Here is a 19491-nt window from a genome sequence, read left to right as displayed (position 1 = left end):
TTTCCACCGATTTACGAAGGACACACATGTCGCTTTTAAGAATCGCCTCCGTGGCCTGTATTGCCTTGACCCTGGGTGCCTGCCAAAGCCTGTTCCAACCCGGCCATCTCAAGCCACTGGACACCACCCCCGACAAAACGGAGCAGATCAAGCCCGGCTGCGACAGCCCTGACTGCCCGCTGGTGAACATCGATACCCTGCACTTCCCGGCCGAGCCACAGCTCGACACCCTGGTAGAGCAACGCCTGCTGCAAATGACCCGCACCACCCCGGGTGCTGCCGTACCGGCCACCTTGAATGCCTATCGTGACAAGTTCCTGCGTGAATCGCCGAACCGCCACAGCATGTATTTGCAGGCCAAGGTACGCGAGCAGCATGACGGACTGGTGATCATTGAAGTGTCCAGCTACCTGGACACCGGCGTTGCCCACGGCGAGCCGGGGCGCGGCTTCATTAATTATTCACGCCTGCTGCATAAGGAACTGAACCTGGCCGACATGCTGCTGCCCGGCCAGGAACAGGCGTTCTGGAACACCGCGAAGGTCGCCCACAACACCTGGCTGATCAACTCGCAGATGGATCGCGACCCAGAGTTCGTGAAGAACTGGCCGTTCCAGAAAACCCCGAACGTGGCCCTGACCAGCAGCGGCGTGGTACTCAAGTACAACGTCGCCACCATCGCCCCATACGCCATGGGGCTGATCGAAATGACCATCCCCTATGCGCGCCTCAGCGGTGTGATCAAGCCTGACCTGGTGCCGGCTCGCCACTGAACGCCCGACCCAGGATCAGCTGCAACAGCCCTGCCAGCAACAGTGCCGGCAGGGTTGCGCCAACCTGCGGATACAGGTTGGCCAGCAGATGGTAAGTGGCGATACCTCCCAGCCAGGCCAACAATGCCGTCCAGCGCAATGCCGTGATGGCGCCAGGGGCACGGCGACGCAGGATGAAGTGATCCACCAGCACTACGCCGAACAACGGCGCGAACACTGAGCCGATCAGCAACAGGAAGTTCTGGTACTGCGCCAAGGGCGCCAGGCAGGCAATCAAGGTGCAGATTACGCCAATGGCCAACGCCAAGTGCTCGACCTTCAAGCGCACCAGCATCCCGCTGGACACCGCCGCCGAGTGAATATCGGCAAAGGCGTTTTCCGATTCATCCAACAGGATCAATAGCAGTGGAATCCCCAGGCCCGCGCCAGCCAGGGCCAGCAGCAACGCATTCACTTCACCGCTCGGCGCAAACGCCAGGGTGTAGGCCACGCCCAGGCTCATCAGCCAGAAATTACCGATGAAGAACCCCAGCGCCGTGCCGCCGAATACGCTTTTTGCGCGCTTGCCGAAGCGCGAGTAATCGGCAATCAGCGGCAACCAGGACAACGGCATGGCGATGGCAATATCGAACCCCACTGCAAACGGCATCGAACCGTCACCGGCCTGGGCCCAGAGGGCAGCTAAGTCAGCCTTGGCGAACAGGTTCCAGGTCAGCCACAGGCAGGCGGCGAGCAACAGCCAGATGCCCCATTTGCGCAGGATCTGCCGCACAAACGCCAGCGGCCCGCTGACCGCCAGCAAGGTCGCCAGGCCACCAAAAAACAGCGTCCACAGCAAGGGGTTCGCCAGCAGGCTACCCTCGCTGAACGCCCGCGTGCCGAGCAAGCTGGCGGCGTCGCGCATCACAATGATCTCAAACGAGCCCCAGCCGATCAGTTGCAGCAGGTTCAGCAGCGCCGGCAGGCTGGCGCCCCGGCTACCGAGGCTAAGTTTGAGCGCAGCCATGGCAGACAGCCCCGTGTCGCTGCCGATCACGCCAACGGCAGCCAGCAGCAGCACGCCGACCAGGGTGCCGAGAAAAATGGCCAGTAACGAACCCGACAGCCCCAGACCCGGCGCCAGCAAAGCGCCGGTTTGCAGGACCATCAGGCCGATGCCGAGGGAGAACCACAGGGAGAACAGGTCGCGGGCGCCGAAGACGCGCTTGTCAGCAGGCACCGCGGTGCCGGGAGAATAAGTACTGGGTTGAAAGCTCAAGGGTGCTATCTCTGAGGGGCATTTGTTATTTGACAGATGGCTATCGGGGGCAAGCCCCCTCCCACATTTGAATTTGTGAACACAGTCAAATGTGGGGGCTTGCTTCCGATGAGGCCCTTACAGGCGCCTGAAATCCCGGATCAGACCTTTTGGTAGAGCTGGCTGCCTTCGCGCTTGAACCGCTCAGCCTGCTCAGCCAAGCCCTTGGCCACGTCCACATCCACCGCCTCAATACGCTGGTTGGCCGCATACTCACGCACTTCGTGAGTCACCTTCATCGAACAGAATTTCGGCCCGCACATCGAGCAGAAATGCGCGACCTTGGCCGATTCTTTCGGCAGCGTTTCGTCGTGGAATGCCCGTGCGGTGTCCGGGTCCAGGCCCAGGTTGAACTGGTCTTCCCAGCGGAACTCGAAGCGCGCCTTGCTCAAGGCGTTATCGCGAATCTGCGCACCCGGATGGCCTTTGGCGAGATCCGCTGCGTGGGCGGCGATCTTGTAGGTGATGATCCCGGTCTTCACGTCATCCTTGTTCGGCAAACCCAGGTGCTCCTTGGGCGTGACATAGCAGAGCATGGCGCAACCGAACCAGCCGATCATGGCCGCACCGATACCCGAGGTGATGTGGTCATAGCCCGGTGCTATGTCGGTGGTCAGCGGGCCGAGGGTGTAGAACGGCGCCTCGTCGCAGCACTCCAGCTGCTTGTCCATGTTCTCCTTGATCAGTTGCATCGGCACGTGGCCAGGGCCTTCGATCATGGTTTGCACGTCGTGCTTCCAGGCGATCTTGGTCAGCTCGCCCAGGGTTTCCAGTTCGCCGAACTGAGCGGCATCGTTGGCATCGGCGACCGAGCCCGGGCGCAGGCCGTCACCCAGGGAGAAGCTGACGTCATAAGCCTTCATGATTTCGCAGATTTCTTCGAAATGCGTGTAGGCGAAGTTTTCCTTGTGGTGGGCCAGGCACCACTTGGCCATGATCGCGCCGCCACGACTGACGATACCGGTAACGCGGTTGGCGGTCAGCGGCACATAGCGCAGCAACACGCCGGCATGGATGGTGAAATAGTCCACACCTTGCTCGGCCTGTTCGATCAGGGTGTCGCGGAACAGCTCCCAGGTCAGGTCCTCGGCAACGCCGTCGACTTTTTCCAGGGCCTGGTAGATCGGCACGGTACCGATCGGCACCGGCGAGTTACGGATGATCCATTCACGGGTTTCATGGATGTGCTTGCCGGTAGACAAGTCCATGATGTTGTCCGAGCCCCAGCGAATGCCCCAGGTCATCTTCGCCACTTCTTCTTCAATGGACGAACCCAGGGCGCTGTTGCCGATGTTGCCGTTGATCTTCACCAGGAAATTACGGCCGATGATCATCGGTTCCAGCTCGGTGTGGTTGATGTTGGCCGGGATGATTGCGCGGCCGCGGGCGATTTCTTCGCGCACGAATTCAGGCGTGATGATTTTTGGAATGCTCGCGCCAAAGCTGTGCCCGGCATGTTGTTGCTTGAGCAGGCCGGCGGCACGGGCTTCTTCGAGCTTCATGTTTTCGCGGATGGCCACAAACTCCATCTCAGGCGTAATGATGCCTTTGCGCGCGTAGTGCATCTGGCTGACGTTAGCGCCGGCCTTGGCACGACGCGGGTTTTGCAGGTGGGCAAAGCGCAGGTAGGCCAGGTCCGGGTTATCCAGGCGTTCCTGGCCGTATTTGGAACTCAGGCAGGAAAGGCGCTCCGTATCGCCCCGCTCCTCGATCCAGGGCGAGCGCACATCAGCCAGGCCCTTGCGCACGTCGATGACAACATTGGGGTCTGTGTAGGGGCCGGAGGTGTCGTAGACCACCACGGGGGCGTTGATTTCGCCACCGAACTCAGTGGGAGTCACATCCAGGCTGATTTCCCGCATGGGTACGCGGATATCGGGGCGCGAGCCCTGTACGTAGATTTTTTGCGAGCGGGTAAACGGCTGCACGGAGCCGGAGTCGACCTTGGCCGATTCACTCAGGTGCACGGTATTTTTTAGTTTTGTCGTCATCACGGGCTCTCCAACTTATCCAGGCGGTGGATTTTTGTCGGAGCGAACCTGTGACGGATGGACGCACTGAAACCAGTGCTGTGCTTGGTACTCGAGGGCCGTTCGATGGTCGAACTACATCCCGGACGAAGCACAAGAGGACTCGCCGGGTGACGAGAAATCTTGTTCCCTACGCAGGCGTTAACCTGATCAGGTTCAACGGGATCCGGTATTTACCGATCTCAGCCTTCCAACAAGGCACCCCGACAAGAACTCGGCCAGTCTAGACCATGGCGCGGGCAAATTGCCAATAGCGGTGCATTCAGCGTGATGAATGGCGTGATCGTGGGATTGTTGTGCCGTGATCCGGCCACTACACTCGGGCACTGCCCAGGACTTGACGCCAGGAATGGCCAGCCTTAGCCTTGAGCGCTAAATTATCGCCGTAATATTTAAACTAGGGATCGCCTCATGCTGCGCAAACTCTCACTGGCTGTTGCCGTGTCTTGTGCGACCAATGGAATGGTCTGGGCAGCTGAAGCGCCCTTGTCCACCAACACCGACCTGGTCAGCGTCTATCAGGAAGCGGCGCACAACAACGCCGACCTGGCCGCTGCCCGCGCCCAATATGGCGCGCAAAAAGAAGTAGTGCCCCAGGCTCGTGCCGGCTTGCTGCCAAACCTGTCGGCCGGTGCCGACAGCAATAACGTGCGCACCCAGATCGATCAGCCGGCCGCCACGGCCAACCGCGACGCCCACTCCTGGCGCGCCACACTGAGCCAGCCGCTGTTCCGCGCCGATCGCTGGTTCCAACTGCAAGCCGCCGAAGCCGTCAACGAACAAGCCTCGCTGCAACTGTCGGCCACCGAGCAGAACCTGATCCTGCAAAGCGCCGAGAGCTACTTCGCCGTGCTGCGCGCCCAGGACAACCTGGCCTCGACCAAGGCCGAAGAAAATGCCTTCAAGCGCCAGCTCGACCAGTCCAACGAACGTTTTGACGTGGGCCTGTCAGACAAGACCGACGTCCTGCAATCCCAGGCCAGCTATGACACGGCCCGGGCCAACCGCATCGTTGCCCAGCGCCAGGTAGATGACGCCTTCCAAGCGCTGATCACCCTGACCAATCGCCAATACAATTCTATCCAGGGCATCGTCCACACCCTGCCCGTGCTGCCGCCGGCACCGAACGACGCCAAAGCCTGGGTCGAAACGGCCGGTCGCCAGAACCTCAACCTGCTGGCCAGCAACTACGCGGTGACCGCCGCCGAAGAAACCCTGCGCCAACGCAAGGCCGGGCACTTGCCGACGCTCGATGCCGTCGCGCAATACGAAAAAGGCGACAACGACGCCCTGGGTTTCAGCAACCCGAATCAGTTGCCCATCCCGTACGGCGGTGATGTCTCCCAACGCACAATTGGGCTGCGTTTGAACATCCCGATCTACAGCGGCGGGCTTACCAGCTCGCAAGTGCGCGAATCCTATTCACGCCTGGACCAGACCGAGCAACAACGCGAGGGCCTGCGCCGCCAGGTGGTGGAAAACACCCGCAACCTGCACCGTGCTGTGAACACCGATGTAGAACAGGTACAAGCACGCCGCCAGTCGATCATCTCCAACCAGAGCGCGGTGGAAGCCACGGAAATCGGCTATCAGGTGGGCACGCGCAATATCGTTGACGTGCTGGATGCACAGCGCCAGCTGTACTCCTCGGTGCGCAACTACAACAACAGCCGCTACGACTACATCCTCGACAACCTGCGCTTGAAACAAGCGGCGGGCACCCTGAACCCAGGGGACTTGCAAGACCTGGCGCGCTACCTCAAGGCCGACTACAACCCGGACAAGGACTTCCTGCCACCGGATTTGGCCAAAGCCGCCGCCGAGCAGCTCAAGGCCCGTCCGGGTTATTGATCACACTGCAAAACCAAAGTGGGAGGGGGCTTGCTTCCTCCCACATTTGATGGGTGTTGGGTCAGTGAGCGATCAATCTTTCCAAACCGTCCAAAAGGCGTTTTAACGCCCCCTGGTTGGCCTGCATCACTTTCAACCCCGCCTGCGCCATCCTGTGCGCATCCTGCGGCAGTTCGAACAGTTGCCTCACGGCTTCGGCCAAACCTTCTGCGTCATCCACCTCGCGCAACGCCCCGGCGTCGCGCATCATCGCGGTGATGTCGAGGAAGTTGAATACATGGGGCCCCATGATCACCGGCTTACCCAAAGCCGCCGGCTCCAGCGGATTGTGCCCCCCCGTCGGCACCAGGCTACCGCCGACAAAGGCACTGTCGGCCAAGGCGTAGAGGAACAGTAATTCGCCCATGGTGTCGCCAAGCAAAATCGAGGTTTGCGCGCTGACCGGCTCGCCACTGGAGCGGCGCACCGTGGCATAGCCCTGCTGAACGCAACGCTCAAACACCGGGCTAAAGCGTTCCTGGTGACGCGGTACCAGAATCAGCAACGCATTGGGGTAGCTGGCGAGCAATTGGCGATGCGCCGCAAGCACCACTTCATCTTCGCCTTCGTGGGTACTGGCAGCGATCCACACAGGCCGCTCACTGGCGCCCCATTGTTCACGCAACGCGGCGGCGCGTTCCGGCAATTGCGGATCGATGCTCAGGTCGAATTTGATCGAACCGGTAACCTCCACGGTTTCAGGACGCGCACCAAGACTGCGAAATCGCTCGGCCTCGGTTTCAGTCTGCACAGCGAACAGGCTCATTTGCGAGAGCATCGGCGCAGTCAGCTTGGCGAAACGCGCATACCCCTTGGCCGAACGCGCCGACAATCGCGCATTGGCCAGCGCCACCGGGATACCGCGCTGGGCGCAGGCATGGATATGGTTAGGCCAAAGCTCCGTTTCCATGATCACCGCCAGCTTGGGCTGCACGCGATCAAGAAATCGCTTGGCGGCGCAAGGCAAGTCGTAAGGCAAGTAGCAGTGCTGGATGCGCGGCTCGTTGGCGAACAGTGCCTGGATCCGCTCGGAACCGGTGGGCGTCATGCAGGTGACGGTGATCGGCAGCTGTGGATAACGCTCCAACAAACCACGAACCATCGGCGCGGCGGCAATGCTTTCGCCCACCGACACGGCATGCACCCAGATCCCGCCGGGACGCATCGCCGGCAAGCCATAGGAAAACCGTTCGCCCACACGCTTGGCATAGGCCGGCGCCTTGCGCGCACGCAACCACAAACGCAAGGCCACCAACGGCAGCGCCAGGTAAAACAGACAGCTATAGAGAGTTCTATTCATGGCGGCGGAGTTTATCGGCTTTTTCAGTCGATCGCCTGTAAGCACTCGGCAAAACGTTTGGCGAGGAAGCGGGCGGCGGGCCCCAGATGTTCATCGCGGCGCCACACCAACTCGACCACCAGCGCCGGCGGCGTCCATTCGCTGGTCAACTCGACCATCTGTTGTTGATAGGTTGGGTATTGCACGATATGCCGAGGCAGCCAGGCCCAGCCCAGGCCACTCATCAGCCATTCGGCGAGTACGTAGAAGCTGTCGGCGCGCCACACCAGCGGGCTCGCCGCCTCGCTGCCAGGGTAGACGCTAGTCTGGGTCGACATCAGCAACTGCCGAAACTGAGCCAAATGCTGGCACGTCACGTACTTTTCCTTGGCCAGCGGGTGATTCACACCGCACACCGTGACCATTTCCACACTGCCTACCACACGTCGCTCCAGGGCCTCGGGGATCTGATCGTGATAGAACAACAGCCCCAGGTCCGCCTTGCGCTCCACCAGCTTGCGCGCCACGTCGCCCTGGGCGGCGCTGGACAGCTGCACTTCCAGCAGCGGGTAGTGCACCGCCAGCGCCTCGAGGCTGTCGAGCACCGGCTGGAACAACATCGCCTCATCCTGGGCCAGCCGCAGGCAGGCTTCCTCGCCGCGGGTCAAGGACAGCGCCCGGCCGTTGAGCCGCTCACATTGGCGCAGCACTTCACGGGCTTCCTCCAGTAATACGGCGCCGGCCTCGGTCAAACTCGGCTGACGGCCGCTGCTACGTTCAAACAGGCTCACGCCCAAGTCCGCTTCCAGCAGCGCAATACCATTGCTGATTGCCGATTGGGCCTTGCGCTGATCGCGGGCGACGGCCGAAAACGAACGCCGCTCAGCGACGCTGACGAACAGGCGCATCTGTTCCAGGTTCCACTGCACGCTCATGGCTCAACCTATCTCCAATCCAGATAGGTAATGACTTTACCGCATCTGGCAAACAACTAGAATGCCGACCACTGCAGGAGCGAGCTTGCTCGCGAAAAACGCACAGGCGCCGCGTTTATTCAGGAAGCCCGCGTAATCGTTGACGTTTTTCGCGAGCAAGCTCGCTCCTACAGATTTTGAAACTACCGAGGATTTCCCCATGAATGCCGCCTACGTTTACCTGGCCATTGCCATTTGCTCGGAAGTGGTTGCGACCGTCTCCATGAAAGCCGTCAAGGGCTTGAGCACACCGATCCCGTTGTTGTTGATGATTGTGGGCTATGGCGTCGCATTCTGGATGCTCACCCTGGTGGTGCGCACCGTGCCAGTGGGCATAGCCTATGCGGTCTGGGCAGGGCTGGGGATTGTGATGGTCAGCGTCGCAGCGTTGTTCATCTATGGGCAGAAGCTGGATGTCCCGGCGATGCTGGGCATGGGCATGATTGTGCTGGGCGTGGTGGTGATTCAGCTGTTCTCGAAAACCGTGGGGCACTGACCACCACTCAACAGCCTGTATACTGCGCCTCTTGTCTTGAACACTGAGGTCGCCGATGCCATCCGTTATTTCCACCGACGTTCTGATTGTCGGCGCCGGGGTTGCCGGCCTCTGGCTCAACGCACGCCTGCGCCGCCAGGGGTTTTCCACGGTAGTGGTGGAAAGCGCCACCCTGGGTGGCGGGCAAAGCGTGAAGTCCCAGGGCATCATCCACGGCGGCGCGAAATATGCCTTGCACGGCGCCCTCACCGGCGCCTCCGAAGCCATTGCCGACATGCCGCGCCGCTGGCGTGAAGCCCTGGCGGGTGACGGTGAGCTCGACCTGTCCGGCGTACGCGTACTGTCCCAAGCCCATTACCTGTGGTCACCGGGCACCCTCGCCGGCAACCTCACCAGTTTCTTCGCCAGCAAGGCCGTGCGCGGCCGCGTCGATCAGGTCAAGGGCGACGAGTTGCCCGCAGCCCTGCAAGACCGCCGTTTCAAGGGCAAGGTTTATCGCCTGGCGGAATTGGTGGTCGACGTGCCAAGTCTGATTGAACACCTGGCGCAACTGGCGGGTGACGGCTTGCTTGCCGGCCAGCACATCGAGCCCCTGCTCGAAGACGGCACCCTGGTGGGTTTGAAAGTCGACGGCCGCGAGATCCGTGCCCAGCGCATCGTATTGAGTGCCGGCGGCGGTACCGCCGATGTGCTCACGGCCCTGGGTCTGAGCCAGCCGGCCATGCAAAAACGCCCGCTGCACATGATCATCGCCAAAGGTCCGGGCCTCAAACCCCTGTATGCCCATTGCCTGGGCGGCGGCACCAAGCCGCGCATCACCGTGACCACCCACCCGGCTGCCGACGGCAACTGGGTGTGGTACATGGGCGGCGATATCGCCGAGGCTGATGGCGTGGCACGCACACCAGAGGAACAGATCGCCACCGCACAGAAAGAGCTGGCGCAATTGCTGCCCTGGATCGACATGAGCCAAACCCGGTGGGCAACCCTGCGGGTGGATCGCGCCGAACCGCTGCAATCTGGGCTGACCCGCCCCGATAACGCCTTCCTCGCCGAAGACGGCCGCCTGCTGGTTGGTTGGCCGACCAAGCTGGCCCTGGCGCCGGACTTCGCCGACCGGGTCCTGCACGCCCTGGAGCGCGACGGCATCCGCCCTGGCGCCGGCGAGGCGCTGCCCGACCTGCCAAAACCGACTATCGGCCAACCTGCCTGGGAGCAACTGTTGCCATGAGCATGCTAACCCTGCACGACTTTCATCGACCCTTGGGCAACACCGGCCTGCGGGTGTCGCCACTGGGCCTGGGTACCGTCAAGCTGGGCCGCGACCAGGGGGTGAAATACCCCAGCGGCTTTCAGATCCCCAGCGACGAAGCGGCACGCAGGCTACTGCTCCTGGCCCGCTCGCTGGGCATCAACCTGATCGACACCGCACCGGCCTACGGCATGAGCGAAGAGCGCCTGGGCCCGTTATTGCGCGGGCAACGCAAGGACTGGGTAATCGTCAGCAAGGTCGGCGAAGAGTTTGCCAATGGCGTGTCCCAGCACGATTTCAGCGCGGACCATACGCGGATGTCGATTGAACGCAGCCTGAAACGCCTTGAAACGGATTTTATCGACCTGGTGCTGGTGCATTCCGATGGCAACGACTTGCATATCCTCAACGATTGCGAGGTTTACCAGACCCTGGCAGAGCTGAAAAAAGACGGCAAGATTCGCGCTTTCGGTTTTTCCGGCAAGACCGTCGAAGGCGGCATAAAAGCGTTGGAACAGGGTGATTGCGCGATGGTGACCTACAACCTCAACGAGCAGGCCGAAAAAGCCGTGATCGATTATGCAGCAGCCCATGGCAAAGGCATCCTGGTGAAAAAGGCCCTGGCCAGCGGCCACGTGTGCCTGGAGCCAGGAATGGATCCAATTGATGCCAGTTTCAAGCTGTTGTTTGCGCAAACGGGCGTCGCCAGTGCTATTGTCGGGACCATTAATCCGCTGCACCTGGCCCATAATGCGGCAACCGCTGCCCGGGTCATCCGTCAACTCTGATGCCGCCGACGCGGCCGACCCCGTCGCAAGAAGGAGCCGACATGCCGCGAACGCTGATTCGAAAAAACCCGAGTAACTTCAAGACACTGCCGCTGCACGTCGAAGCCACCCCCGAGGGCCTGAGCTACCAGAGCGTCGGCATGCCGCTCAACTTTGCCCAGACCCTGCAACGGCGCAAGCCGGTAGAGGTTCCGGACGCCGAGCGCTTCGCCCTCGAACTGGCGAACCTCGGTGTTTCGGTACGCCTGACCCTGCATTGGCAGAACAAGGATTACTGGGTATTGGTGCGCCAACGCCGCCAGGACCGCGGCGACGTGGTGCTCAAGTTGATTTCCGGCTACGTCCCGGCCCATGAACTGAACCTGCCACTGCACACCGCCATCCAGGAAATTGCCGAGGAATGCTTGCTCGAAACCCCGGAAGGCTGGCTCGGCGGGCGTTTCAACGACACTTGGCTGCCGGCGCCCTACTCCGCCGCCCTGCATTACCGCGAAGCCCTGCCGTTTCGCCTGAGCCCCTTGTCCGGTGCCGCTCGCCCGGTACGCTGCGCCACCACTCAATTGATCGAGCGCCCGCGGGCCTACGTGCACCTGCCGACGGCGTCACTGCAGTTGATTTATGACCTGCGCCTGGAAGTGCCGAAGGAAGCCAAGTCCCTCAGCTTGTTCCATGTGGATGAACGCCTCGAAGGCGACCAACTGGTGGCGCGCCTGGACCGCCAGCGCCCGGACCTGTACCTGATGCCATTGAAAGACGGCGAGCCGCTCGCCGAGCTGTACACCGTAAAGAAAGACCAGCTGTACCCGGCCAGCACACGCGGTTTGTACCTAGCGGAAAGCTTCGCCCGGCAGGAAGGCTGGCTGGTGCGCGATGAGCGGATTCGCTGGAAGGATTGGCTAAGGCAGCAGGGCCTGGCAGAACCGGAAAAGGACTCGAAACTCAAGCGTCTGACCGGCAAGGCGCGGCAGATGCTGCGCAAGATCGTGCCGAAGAAGAGCTAAGGGCGAGCAGGCTCGCCCCGGGCGTCACGGGTGTTACTCGTTGTTGCGGATCTTTTCGACGATAGCAGTGGTAGAGCTGTTTTCAACCAGCCCCAGCACTTTGACCGTGCCGCCATAGGCACTCACGATATCCGCACCGACCACCTTATCGACGGTATAGTCACCGCCCTTGACCAGCACGTCGGGCTTGACCTGGGCCAGCAGGTTCTCCGGGGTATCTTCGGAGAAGCTGATCACCCAGTCCACCGCGCCCAACCCCGCCAGCACCGCCATGCGTCGGTCGACACTGTTGATCGGACGGCCCGGGCCTTTCAGGCGGCTGACCGACGCATCGTCGTTGACCGCGACGATCAGGCGATCGCCTTGGGCACTCGCCTGCTCCAGGTAAGTCACATGCCCGGCGTGCAGGATGTCAAAGCAGCCGTTGGTGAAGACTATGCTCTCGTTGTGGGCGCGGGCATCGTCAATCGCCAGCAGCAATTGCTCCAGGCCCAGCACGCCGCGCTCCGAGCCTTCGGAGCGTTGGATCGCACGGCGCAATTCCGGCGCGCTGATGGCGGCGGTACCCAGCTTGCCCACCACAATACCCGCCGCCAGGTTGGCCAAGGCCACGGCGTGGGGCAACTCTTCACCGGCCGCGATAGAAGCCGCCAGGGTGGAAATCACGGTGTCACCGGCACCGGTAACGTCGAACACTTCACGGGCCCGCGCCGGCAGGTGCATGGCCGGATGGTCAGGTCGCAGCAGGGTCATGCCGTGCTCGCCACGGGTCACCAGCAAGGCGCCCAGGTCGAGTTCAGCCATCAGAGCGGCGCCCTTGCTCACCAGCTCGTGTTCATCGACGCAACCGCCGACGATGGTCTCGAACTCGCTGAGGTTTGGCGTCAGCAGGCTCGCGCCTCGATAAATCGAGAAGTCCTTGCCCTTGGGGTCGGCCAGCACCGGAATGTTGCGGGCCTTGGCGGCCTGGATCAACACCTGGTGATTCTGCAAGGCGCCTTTGCCGTAGTCGGACAACACCAGCACCTTGACACCTTCGAGCCACGCATCGACCTGGTCGCTGAGGGCCAGGGCATTGGTGGCGAAGGGTTCTTCGAAATCGATACGCAGCAATTGCTGGTGACGGCTCATGACCCGCAGCTTGACGATAGTCGGCTGATGGGCGATGCGCTGGAACAGCGCACGCACGCCGGCACCCTGCAAGCTGTTGGCCAGGCTGTCGGCAGCTTCGTCGTCACCGGTCACCCCCACCAGGGAGGCCGGGGCGCCGAGGGCGGCAATATTGAGGGCGACGTTGGCAGCGCCACCTGGGCGGTCTTCGATTTGCTCGACCTTGACTACCGGTACCGGTGCCTCAGGGGAAATCCGTGAGGTACCGCCATGCCAGTAACGGTCGAGCATGACATCGCCGACCACCAAGACAGCGGCTTGATTGAATCGCGGCATGGACAACTTCATGGAGCAACCCACATACAAAATGAACAGGGGCGCGATATTAGCACAGGGTTTGCGGTCGCTTGCGCGCACTGCAGGGGCAAATGTGAGAGGGGGCTACCCTCTGTAGGAGCGAGCTTGCTCGCGAAAAACTCACAGGCGCCGCGTTTATTCAGGAAGCACGCGTAATCGTTGACGTTTTTCGCGAGCAAGCTCGCTCCTACAAAAAAACCTTCGGACAAGCCCCTCCCACATTCGAGCCGTGACGCCTGTTGATCAGGTGATGTCAGCCGCTACCGGCGCATCCAGCCCCATGGCATGCAGGCGAGCGTAATAACCGTTCTGCGCCAGCAACTCGCCGTGGGTGCCGCGTTCGACAATTCGGCCGTCGTCCATCACCAGGATCAGGTCAGCCTTCTCGATGGTCGACAAGCGGTGTGCGATCACCAGGGTCGTGCGGCCTTGCATGACCTTGTCCAGTGCCGCCTGGATATGCCGCTCGGACTCGGTGTCGAGGGCCGAGGTGGCCTCGTCGAGAATCAGCAGCGGCGCATTCTTGAGCAAGGCCCGGGCAATTGCCAGGCGCTGGCGCTGGCCGCCGGACAACAGCACGCCGTTCTCGCCAACCTGGGTATCGAAGCCCTTGGGTAACTGGTCGATGAAGTCCTTGGCGTTGGCATCCGCCGCCGCCGCTTCAACGTCGGCGCGAGGTGCACCGGCCAGATCGCCGTAGGCGATGTTGTTGGTGACGGTGTCGCTGAACAGGGTCACGTGCTGGGTGACCTGGGCAATGTGCTTGCGCAGGTTGAGCAGCTTGTAGTCTTCGATCTCTACGCCGTCGAGCAGGATTTCGCCGCTTTCATGGTGGTAGAAACGCGGGATCAGGCTGGCCAGGGTTGATTTGCCGCTGCCCGAACGTCCCACCAGGGCGATCATCTGCCCAGGCTCGGCGGTGAAGCTGATGTCCTTGAGCACATGGCGTTCGGTGCCAGGGTAGGTGAAGTTCAGATTGCGCACTTCCAGGCGACCGCTGACCTTGTCACGCTCGATGGTGCCGTGGTCGACCTCAACGTCTTCGTCCAGTTGTTCGAAAATGCTTTCGGCGCCCGCCACACCTTTCTGGATGGTGGAGCTGACCTCCGACAGTTGGCGGATCGGCTTGGGCAACAAACCGGCCAGGGTGATGTAGGCCACCATGTCACCGGCAGAGGCGTCGCCACGCAGGTACAGGACCAGGAACATCAGCACAGCCATGGCGGAGTAGATCACCAACTGCAGCGCCGGGGTGTAGATCGCCCCGGTGCGGGTCATGCGCAGTTGCTTGTTGGTGTTGCTCTGGCTGGCCTTGAGGAAGCGCTTCTCTTCATAGACTTCACCACCGAAGCTGCGCACCACGCGATAGCCCTGGATGGTCTCCGAGGCCACGTGGGTGACGTCGCCCATGGCCACCTGGATCTTCTTGCTCTGCTTGCGGAATTTCTTGCTGGCGGTGCTGACCATCACGGCAATCAACGGCAGGATCGCGATCATCACCAGCGTCAGGCGCCAGTTCATGTACAGCAGGGAGGCGAACAGGAAGATCACCGTCATGCCTTCGCGGATTACCACCTTGATGGCGTCGGTCGCCGCCCCCGTGACCATGGTCACGTTGAAGGTGATGCGGGAAATCAGGTGCCCGGAGTTGTGGTTATCGAAATAACGGTTGGGCAGCGTCAGCAAGTTGTTGAACAACTGCACCCGCAGGTCGTGGACCAGGCCCAGGGAAACCTTGGCCAGCAGATAGTTGCCCAGGAACGAACCCAGGCCCTGCCAGGCCGCGATCAGGATGATCAGCAGCGGCACGGCCTGCAGCAGTTGCAGGTCGCGCAGGAATGGCACGGTCGGGAACAGCACGGCTTCCGGGTTGGAGAGGCCGTCGACAAAGTACTTGAGGATGTAACCCAGCATCGGCTGAGTCGACGCGAAAATCAGAAATCCGAGGATACTCAAGGCGAACAAGCCCATATAGGGCTTAACGTAACTGAGCAGACGGAAGTATATTTTCAAGCTCGAAGGGCTTGCGCTCGGACTGGAGTCGGTCATATCACGCGGCGTTTTGAAAAAGGAGGCTGACTTTAGCACAGCTTCTCTGTTGTACTTGCACCCGGTGTAACCCGCGGCCCGGTTGGATCCGACCGGCGACATTACATGGCCACTAGCTTAAGATGGTTGGCTTTCTCTTTCTGGAATGGCTCTACTGTATGCACTCCAAGCGCCTTAACTATGGCTCAAATCGCGTTTTCGACTTCCTGGTCCTATGGATTTTGCCTGTTGGCTTATTGCTGCTCCTGAGTGCACTGTTCTTTGTCGGCAATCGTAATGTACTGCACCGGATTTTCTACATCCTGTTCAGCGTACCGACTTTGTTTCTGTTGTGCATGCGCCCCAGGGAATTCAAGGATCTGTTGCGCGAGCCGCTGGCGATCGCCTTCCTGGCATTTTCCGCCTGGGCGCTGACCAGCCTGCTCTGGAGCCCGGAACACAGCACCGACACCGACCTGTTCAAGCGACCGCTGAACACTTTCATGCTGTTTGGCGGGTGCGGGCTGTTGCTGCATTATCGCAATGAATTGTTCAAGCCGATCTTCTTCAGCGCCGCTGTCATTGCGCTGGCGGTCAGCCTGGGCAACCTGGTGGCGTTCGCCAAAGGCTTTCAACCAGGCATGCGCATGATCGGCGGCCTTGGCGCCCTCGATAACCCTTTGCTCAGCTCCCACCTTTTTGGTTTTTTCACTGTGTACTGGCTGTACGTCTGCATGACGACCCAGCGCATGAAGGTGTTGTGGTTCAGCGTACCGGCCTTGGCGATCATGACCATGGCCGTGCTGGCGACCGGCTCACGCACGCCTCTAGTGGCGTTGGGGCTGGCTATCCTGTGGATGAGCTTTGTCAGTCGTAACCGCCGTTCGATACTGCTTATCGCCGGCGCGGCCTCGGGCGTTGCCACACTCATACTTTTCTACCCTGAATCAATCATCATGCGTGGCAGCTCGTTCCGCCTTGAACTATGGAGCATGTCGCTGCAGCTTATCGCCGAACACCCCTGGATCGGTCATAGCTACGACTCCGAGCTGTATCTGACATTGGCTAGTGGCTACGAGCTGCGCGAACCCCACAGCTTTGCCTTAGGCGTGCTCTATTATGTCGGCGTCATCGGCTTTATCCCTTGGATATGCATGCTCGGTTGGGCCCTGTACAAGAGCCTCAAGGAACGCGCGCAGCCGCTGTTCATCCTGGCCTCGTCGCTGCTGGCTTATGGCATCGGCGCCGGCCTGACCGAAGGCGGCGGCATTCTTTCGCGACCCAAGGAACACTGGTTCCTGCTGTGGATTCCCCTGGCGATTATCACCGGTCTGAGCATCGCCCAGCGCCATCGCAGCCTGTTGCGTATGCCGGTGCAAAACCTGAAGACCGCAGCCTTCGAGCAGATGTGCAGCAATGCCCATGTCATTGAAGCCGATGGCCTGGGACCTAAAGTTCTACGCCTGGAAGACGGCAGCTTCCTAAAGATATTCCGCCCACGCCGCTGGTACACCTCCGGCAGCTTCAACCCGTATTCGGAGCGTTTTGCCAGCAACAGCGAGCAGTTGCGCACCCTGGGCATCCCCACGCCGGAAATCCTGGGGCTCTATCGCCTGAGCGATGCCAGCAGCGCCGTGACCTATACGCCATTGCCCGGCCTCACCCTGCGCCAGGCCTTGCAAAGCCTGGACAGCAGCTTGCGCGAATCGCTGGTGGAGCGTTTTGGCCGGTTCATGGCGCAACTGCACGAGCGTGGCGTGTACTTCCGCTCGCTGCACCTGGGTAACGTGCTGTTGATGGACGACGGTGAGTTCGGCCTGATCGACGTGGCCGACCTGCGCATCTACCCGTCCTCACTGCGCTACGCGCTGCGCCAGCGTAACCTGCGCCATATGCAGCGTTATCCGCAGGACCGTAACTGGCTGTTCGAAACGCACTTCGAGCAACTGGTCAAAGGGTACGCCTCGGTGGCAAGCCCAGCCGCCACTGCGAAAATCCGCGAGCAGGTCCAGAGCCTTTAAACATCTGTAGGAGCGAGCTTGCTCGCGAAAATCGTGAACAATGACGCGGGCATTCAAGTTGCCCGCGGTGTTCTCCGTTTTTTCGCGAGCAAGCTCGCTCCTACAGGGTGAGGCGCCGTTTCAGTTCTTGAGCGGCGCCAGATACAAACGCACCAAACCGCGCAACGTCTTGCGCCCCCAGAACTTCAACGGGATCTGCTTGAGAATCTCCCGCGCCAGTGGGCGGTCGCGGTCGGCGGTCTTGAGGAACATAGAGTTCAGGAAGTTATAGCGAACCGCATCATAAGCAGGATGGTCGCTGAACTTGGCATAGGTCTTGAGAATATTCTGGATCATGTAGCGATGGTTCTTGTACGTGTTGCTCGCGTGCTGGCGATACTTGGCCATCACCACGCCAAGGGCGTCGATGGTGTAGCCCGCTGCCGTGATCTTCAACTGGATCAGCAGGTCCTCCAGGGGAATCTGCGGGTCGAAGCCACCGACTTGCTCCAGCACTTCCCGACGAATCAGCATGGTCGGCGCCGGTGGGAACGGCTTGCGGTCCATGAAAATATCGTCGAAGTCGAGGCTGCGAAACGGCAGGTCACGACGTTGTTTTTTCTCCGGATGCAGGTTGCCATCACCATCGATTAGCTCGATGTTGCCGGCACACATTCCCACCTTCGGCTTGCCATCCATATACGCCACCTGGGTGGCTATACGGTCAGGCAGCATGATGTCATCCGAGCCAAACGGTGCGATCAGGCTGCCCTTGGCGCGCGCGATCGCACCATTCAGGGTGGCGCTGAGGCCTTGGTTCTGTTGCACCTGGAAATCAAAGCCGTGCTCGGCCTGCAAGCGCAGGATACGTTCGACGCTATCATCCTTGGAGCCATCATCCACCACCAGCAATTCGATATTGGGGTAAGTCTGCCCCAATACGCTGAGGATGCTCTGTTCGATGTACTGGCCGTGGTTATAGGAGGCGATAATCACCGAGACCAGGGGTTGTGGCTGATTCATGCTCTACCTACTTCACGCAAACCGGTTTCAATCAGGGTCAGGTACTTGTGCTTGAACTCGTCAAGGGTGTGATTGGCCTGCAGGTAGCGGAACACTTCTTCACCCTTGGCGCGCAATTGTTCATCGCTCAACGCCAGGTAGGTATCCAGGGCCGCGGCCAGTTGCTCAACGTTACCCGGGTCATGGGACAGGCCACCCGCGCCTTGCACCAGCGGCAGCATCGCCGGGCCATTGGAGGCAATCACCGGCAGATGGCCGCTCATGCCTTCCAGAAGCGCCAGCCCCAGGCCCTCGAACAACGACGGCATGGTCCAGATATCGAAGCCGCGCACGTACTTCATGCCGTCTTCGCGAAAGCCCAGCAAGTGCGCGCGACCAGTCAGGCCCAGGCGCTCGATGTCGGCACGCAAGTCGGCTTCGGCGCGACCGGAGCCGATGATGCCTACCTGCGCCTCAGGATACTTGTCCTTGAGGGTGGCAAAGGCCTGCAGCAGATGGGTGTGGCCCTTGATCGGTACCAGGCGGCCCAGGGCGCCGATCATCCGTGCGTCCATTGGCAGGCCCAGGGCCTTGCGGGCGTCCTCGCGGGTCAACTGCAAGGCTTCGGCCTGGGGAATGTCGATGGCGTTGGTGACATAGGTGGTGTTGTCGCGGGTAAAGCCGCAGTTGAGGTTCACCAGGTAGTCCTTCACCGCCTCCGACACCCCGACAAACCGCCATGCCGGACTGACCCAGCGCTGGGTCTGGCGTCGACGGTAACCACGGGCGTACTCGCCGAAACCGTGGGAGATGCCGATGCACAGCGGAATTTTCAGCCAGCGATTGAGCGAGAGCATCATGTTTACCGACTTGAAGCGGTTACAGATGACCACATCGAATTTCTGCTCGCGGCAATACTTGTAGATCTGCCACATGGCACCGAAGCGAATGCCCTTGAGGGACTTCTCCGGCAGCTCGAAATAATGGGAGTGTTCAGCCACGCTCAGGGGCTGGCCGGGCAGCGGGCGGCCGCTGAGAAATCCGGATGTCACCTCGAAACGCTCAGCCGGCAAGGACTTGACGATTTGCTCACCCAGGTCGGCGAAATCATTGGTCTTGACGTTGTAGTCCGGCTGTAACTGCAAAACCTTGAAACGCGGCTTCATAACTCTCCATGCAGCGATCTGGCTACGGGCACGCAGCCCGGTAAAAAA

Annotated in this window: 15 protein-coding genes and 1 riboswitch; of the genes, 7 read left to right on the top strand and 8 right to left on the bottom strand. The window is 60.8% G+C overall.

Annotated elements, in window-relative coordinates:
- The first annotated feature begins 26 nt into the window (after positions 1 to 26).
- Complete coding sequence (locus QZR30_RS11390; RefSeq protein ID WP_311903318.1) at positions 27 to 773, top strand: RsiV family protein; 747 nt, start codon at positions 27 to 29, stop codon at positions 771 to 773.
- Here the strand turns inward: QZR30_RS11390 and cytX are convergent.
- Together cytX and thiC are read right to left on the bottom strand one after the other, a co-directional pair.
- A complete protein-coding gene (gene cytX, locus QZR30_RS11385; RefSeq protein ID WP_056847113.1) occupies positions 742 to 2031 on the bottom strand; it encodes a putative hydroxymethylpyrimidine transporter CytX in 1290 nt (429 codons plus the stop codon). The genes QZR30_RS11390 and cytX overlap by 32 nt on opposite strands.
- A gap of 140 nt (positions 2032 to 2171) precedes the next feature.
- Positions 2172 to 4061 (bottom strand): phosphomethylpyrimidine synthase ThiC, encoded by a 1890-nt coding sequence (gene thiC, locus QZR30_RS11380; protein WP_046070624.1) that lies wholly within the window; start codon positions 4059 to 4061, stop codon positions 2172 to 2174.
- Positions 4062 to 4210: 149 nt separating this feature from the next.
- A riboswitch (TPP riboswitch) is annotated at positions 4211 to 4316 on the bottom strand.
- 195 nt (positions 4317 to 4511) lie between these two features.
- On the opposite strand from thiC, the gene QZR30_RS11375 reads away from it, so the two are divergent.
- Positions 4512 to 5951: a TolC family outer membrane protein gene (locus tag QZR30_RS11375; RefSeq protein ID WP_046070623.1), complete on the top strand. Its 1440-nt coding sequence runs from the start codon at positions 4512 to 4514 to the stop codon at positions 5949 to 5951.
- A 61-nt stretch (positions 5952 to 6012) separates the two neighbouring features.
- Here the strand turns inward: QZR30_RS11375 and waaA are convergent, their stop codons facing one another.
- Entirely contained in the window at positions 6013 to 7290 is a 1278-nt protein-coding gene (gene waaA / locus QZR30_RS11370; protein WP_046070622.1) for a lipid IV(A) 3-deoxy-D-manno-octulosonic acid transferase, read from the bottom strand.
- Positions 7291 to 7313: 23 nt separating this feature from the next.
- Positions 7314 to 8204, bottom strand: coding sequence for a LysR family transcriptional regulator (locus tag QZR30_RS11365; RefSeq protein WP_046070621.1), 891 nt, complete (start codon positions 8202 to 8204; stop codon positions 7314 to 7316).
- Positions 8205 to 8403: 199 nt separating this feature from the next.
- On the opposite strand from QZR30_RS11365, the gene QZR30_RS11360 reads away from it, so the two are divergent.
- Genes QZR30_RS11360 through QZR30_RS11345 form a run of 4 tightly spaced genes read left to right on the top strand, consistent with a single transcriptional unit; the run spans position 8404 to position 11780 of the window.
- On the top strand, positions 8404 to 8739 hold the full coding sequence (locus QZR30_RS11360; protein ID WP_046070620.1) for a DMT family transporter: 336 nt from the start codon (positions 8404 to 8406) through the stop codon (positions 8737 to 8739).
- A gap of 55 nt (positions 8740 to 8794) precedes the next feature.
- On the top strand, positions 8795 to 9970 hold the full coding sequence (locus tag QZR30_RS11355) for an NAD(P)/FAD-dependent oxidoreductase (protein WP_046070619.1): 1176 nt from the start codon (positions 8795 to 8797) through the stop codon (positions 9968 to 9970).
- Positions 9967 to 10779 (top strand): aldo/keto reductase, encoded by an 813-nt coding sequence (locus QZR30_RS11350; protein ID WP_311903317.1) that lies wholly within the window; start codon positions 9967 to 9969, stop codon positions 10777 to 10779. Before QZR30_RS11355 ends, QZR30_RS11350 begins: the two co-directional genes overlap by 4 nt.
- Before the next feature lie 41 nt (positions 10780 to 10820).
- Positions 10821 to 11780: a hypothetical protein gene (locus QZR30_RS11345; RefSeq protein WP_043047922.1), complete on the top strand. Its 960-nt coding sequence runs from the start codon at positions 10821 to 10823 to the stop codon at positions 11778 to 11780.
- Positions 11781 to 11813: 33 nt separating this feature from the next.
- On the opposite strand, the gene hldE is transcribed toward QZR30_RS11345, so the two are convergent.
- Complete coding sequence (gene hldE, locus QZR30_RS11340) at positions 11814 to 13238, bottom strand: bifunctional D-glycero-beta-D-manno-heptose-7-phosphate kinase/D-glycero-beta-D-manno-heptose 1-phosphate adenylyltransferase HldE (RefSeq protein WP_046070617.1); 1425 nt, start codon at positions 13236 to 13238, stop codon at positions 11814 to 11816.
- Between the two features lie 252 nt (positions 13239 to 13490).
- Positions 13491 to 15296, bottom strand: a complete 1806-nt coding sequence (gene msbA, locus QZR30_RS11335; protein WP_043047927.1) for a lipid A export permease/ATP-binding protein MsbA — start codon at positions 15294 to 15296, stop codon at positions 13491 to 13493.
- A gap of 158 nt (positions 15297 to 15454) precedes the next feature.
- Here msbA and QZR30_RS11330 point away from each other — a divergent pair, with 158 nt between their 5' ends.
- Positions 15455 to 17296, top strand: a complete 1842-nt coding sequence (locus tag QZR30_RS11330; protein ID WP_059398357.1) for a bifunctional O-antigen ligase/aminoglycoside phosphotransferase family protein — start codon at positions 15455 to 15457, stop codon at positions 17294 to 17296.
- 120 nt (positions 17297 to 17416) lie between these two features.
- Here the strand turns inward: QZR30_RS11330 and QZR30_RS11325 are convergent, their stop codons facing one another.
- Positions 17417 to 18298, bottom strand: coding sequence for a glycosyltransferase (locus QZR30_RS11325; RefSeq protein ID WP_046070615.1), 882 nt, complete (start codon positions 18296 to 18298; stop codon positions 17417 to 17419).
- Entirely contained in the window at positions 18295 to 19443 is a 1149-nt protein-coding gene (locus QZR30_RS11320; RefSeq protein ID WP_046070614.1) for a glycosyltransferase family 4 protein, read from the bottom strand. The genes QZR30_RS11325 and QZR30_RS11320 overlap by 4 nt, the downstream gene beginning before the upstream one ends.
- Between the last annotated feature and the right edge of the window lie 48 nt (positions 19444 to 19491).

The organism is Pseudomonas sp. rhizo25 (assembly GCF_031931935.1).
Lineage (GTDB): Bacteria > Pseudomonadota > Gammaproteobacteria > Pseudomonadales > Pseudomonadaceae > Aquipseudomonas > Aquipseudomonas synxantha.
This window is presented reverse-complemented; position numbering and strand designations above follow the sequence as displayed.

Bases quoted from the DNA above. Each gene is read 5' to 3' on its own strand.
- QZR30_RS11390 (WP_311903318.1), top strand. From the start codon at position 27: ATGTCGCTTTTAAGAATCGCCTCCGTGGCCTGTATTGCCTTGACCCTG.
- thiC (WP_046070624.1), bottom strand. From the start codon at position 4,061: ATGACGACAAAACTAAAAAATACCGTGCACCTGAGTGAATCGGCCAAG.
- QZR30_RS11375 (WP_046070623.1), top strand. From the start codon at position 4,512: ATGCTGCGCAAACTCTCACTGGCTGTTGCCGTGTCTTGTGCGACCAAT.
- waaA (WP_046070622.1), bottom strand. From the start codon at position 7,290: ATGAATAGAACTCTCTATAGCTGTCTGTTTTACCTGGCGCTGCCGTTG.
- QZR30_RS11365 (WP_046070621.1), bottom strand. From the start codon at position 8,204: ATGAGCGTGCAGTGGAACCTGGAACAGATGCGCCTGTTCGTCAGCGTC.
- QZR30_RS11360 (WP_046070620.1), top strand. From the start codon at position 8,404: ATGAATGCCGCCTACGTTTACCTGGCCATTGCCATTTGCTCGGAAGTG.
- QZR30_RS11355 (WP_046070619.1), top strand. From the start codon at position 8,795: ATGCCATCCGTTATTTCCACCGACGTTCTGATTGTCGGCGCCGGGGTT.
- QZR30_RS11350 (WP_311903317.1), top strand. From the start codon at position 9,967: ATGAGCATGCTAACCCTGCACGACTTTCATCGACCCTTGGGCAACACC.
- QZR30_RS11345 (WP_043047922.1), top strand. From the start codon at position 10,821: ATGCCGCGAACGCTGATTCGAAAAAACCCGAGTAACTTCAAGACACTG.
- hldE (WP_046070617.1), bottom strand. From the start codon at position 13,238: ATGAAGTTGTCCATGCCGCGATTCAATCAAGCCGCTGTCTTGGTGGTC.
- msbA (WP_043047927.1), bottom strand. From the start codon at position 15,296: ATGACCGACTCCAGTCCGAGCGCAAGCCCTTCGAGCTTGAAAATATAC.
- QZR30_RS11330 (WP_059398357.1), top strand. From the start codon at position 15,455: ATGCACTCCAAGCGCCTTAACTATGGCTCAAATCGCGTTTTCGACTTC.
- QZR30_RS11325 (WP_046070615.1), bottom strand. From the start codon at position 18,298: ATGAATCAGCCACAACCCCTGGTCTCGGTGATTATCGCCTCCTATAAC.
- QZR30_RS11320 (WP_046070614.1), bottom strand. From the start codon at position 19,443: ATGAAGCCGCGTTTCAAGGTTTTGCAGTTACAGCCGGACTACAACGTC.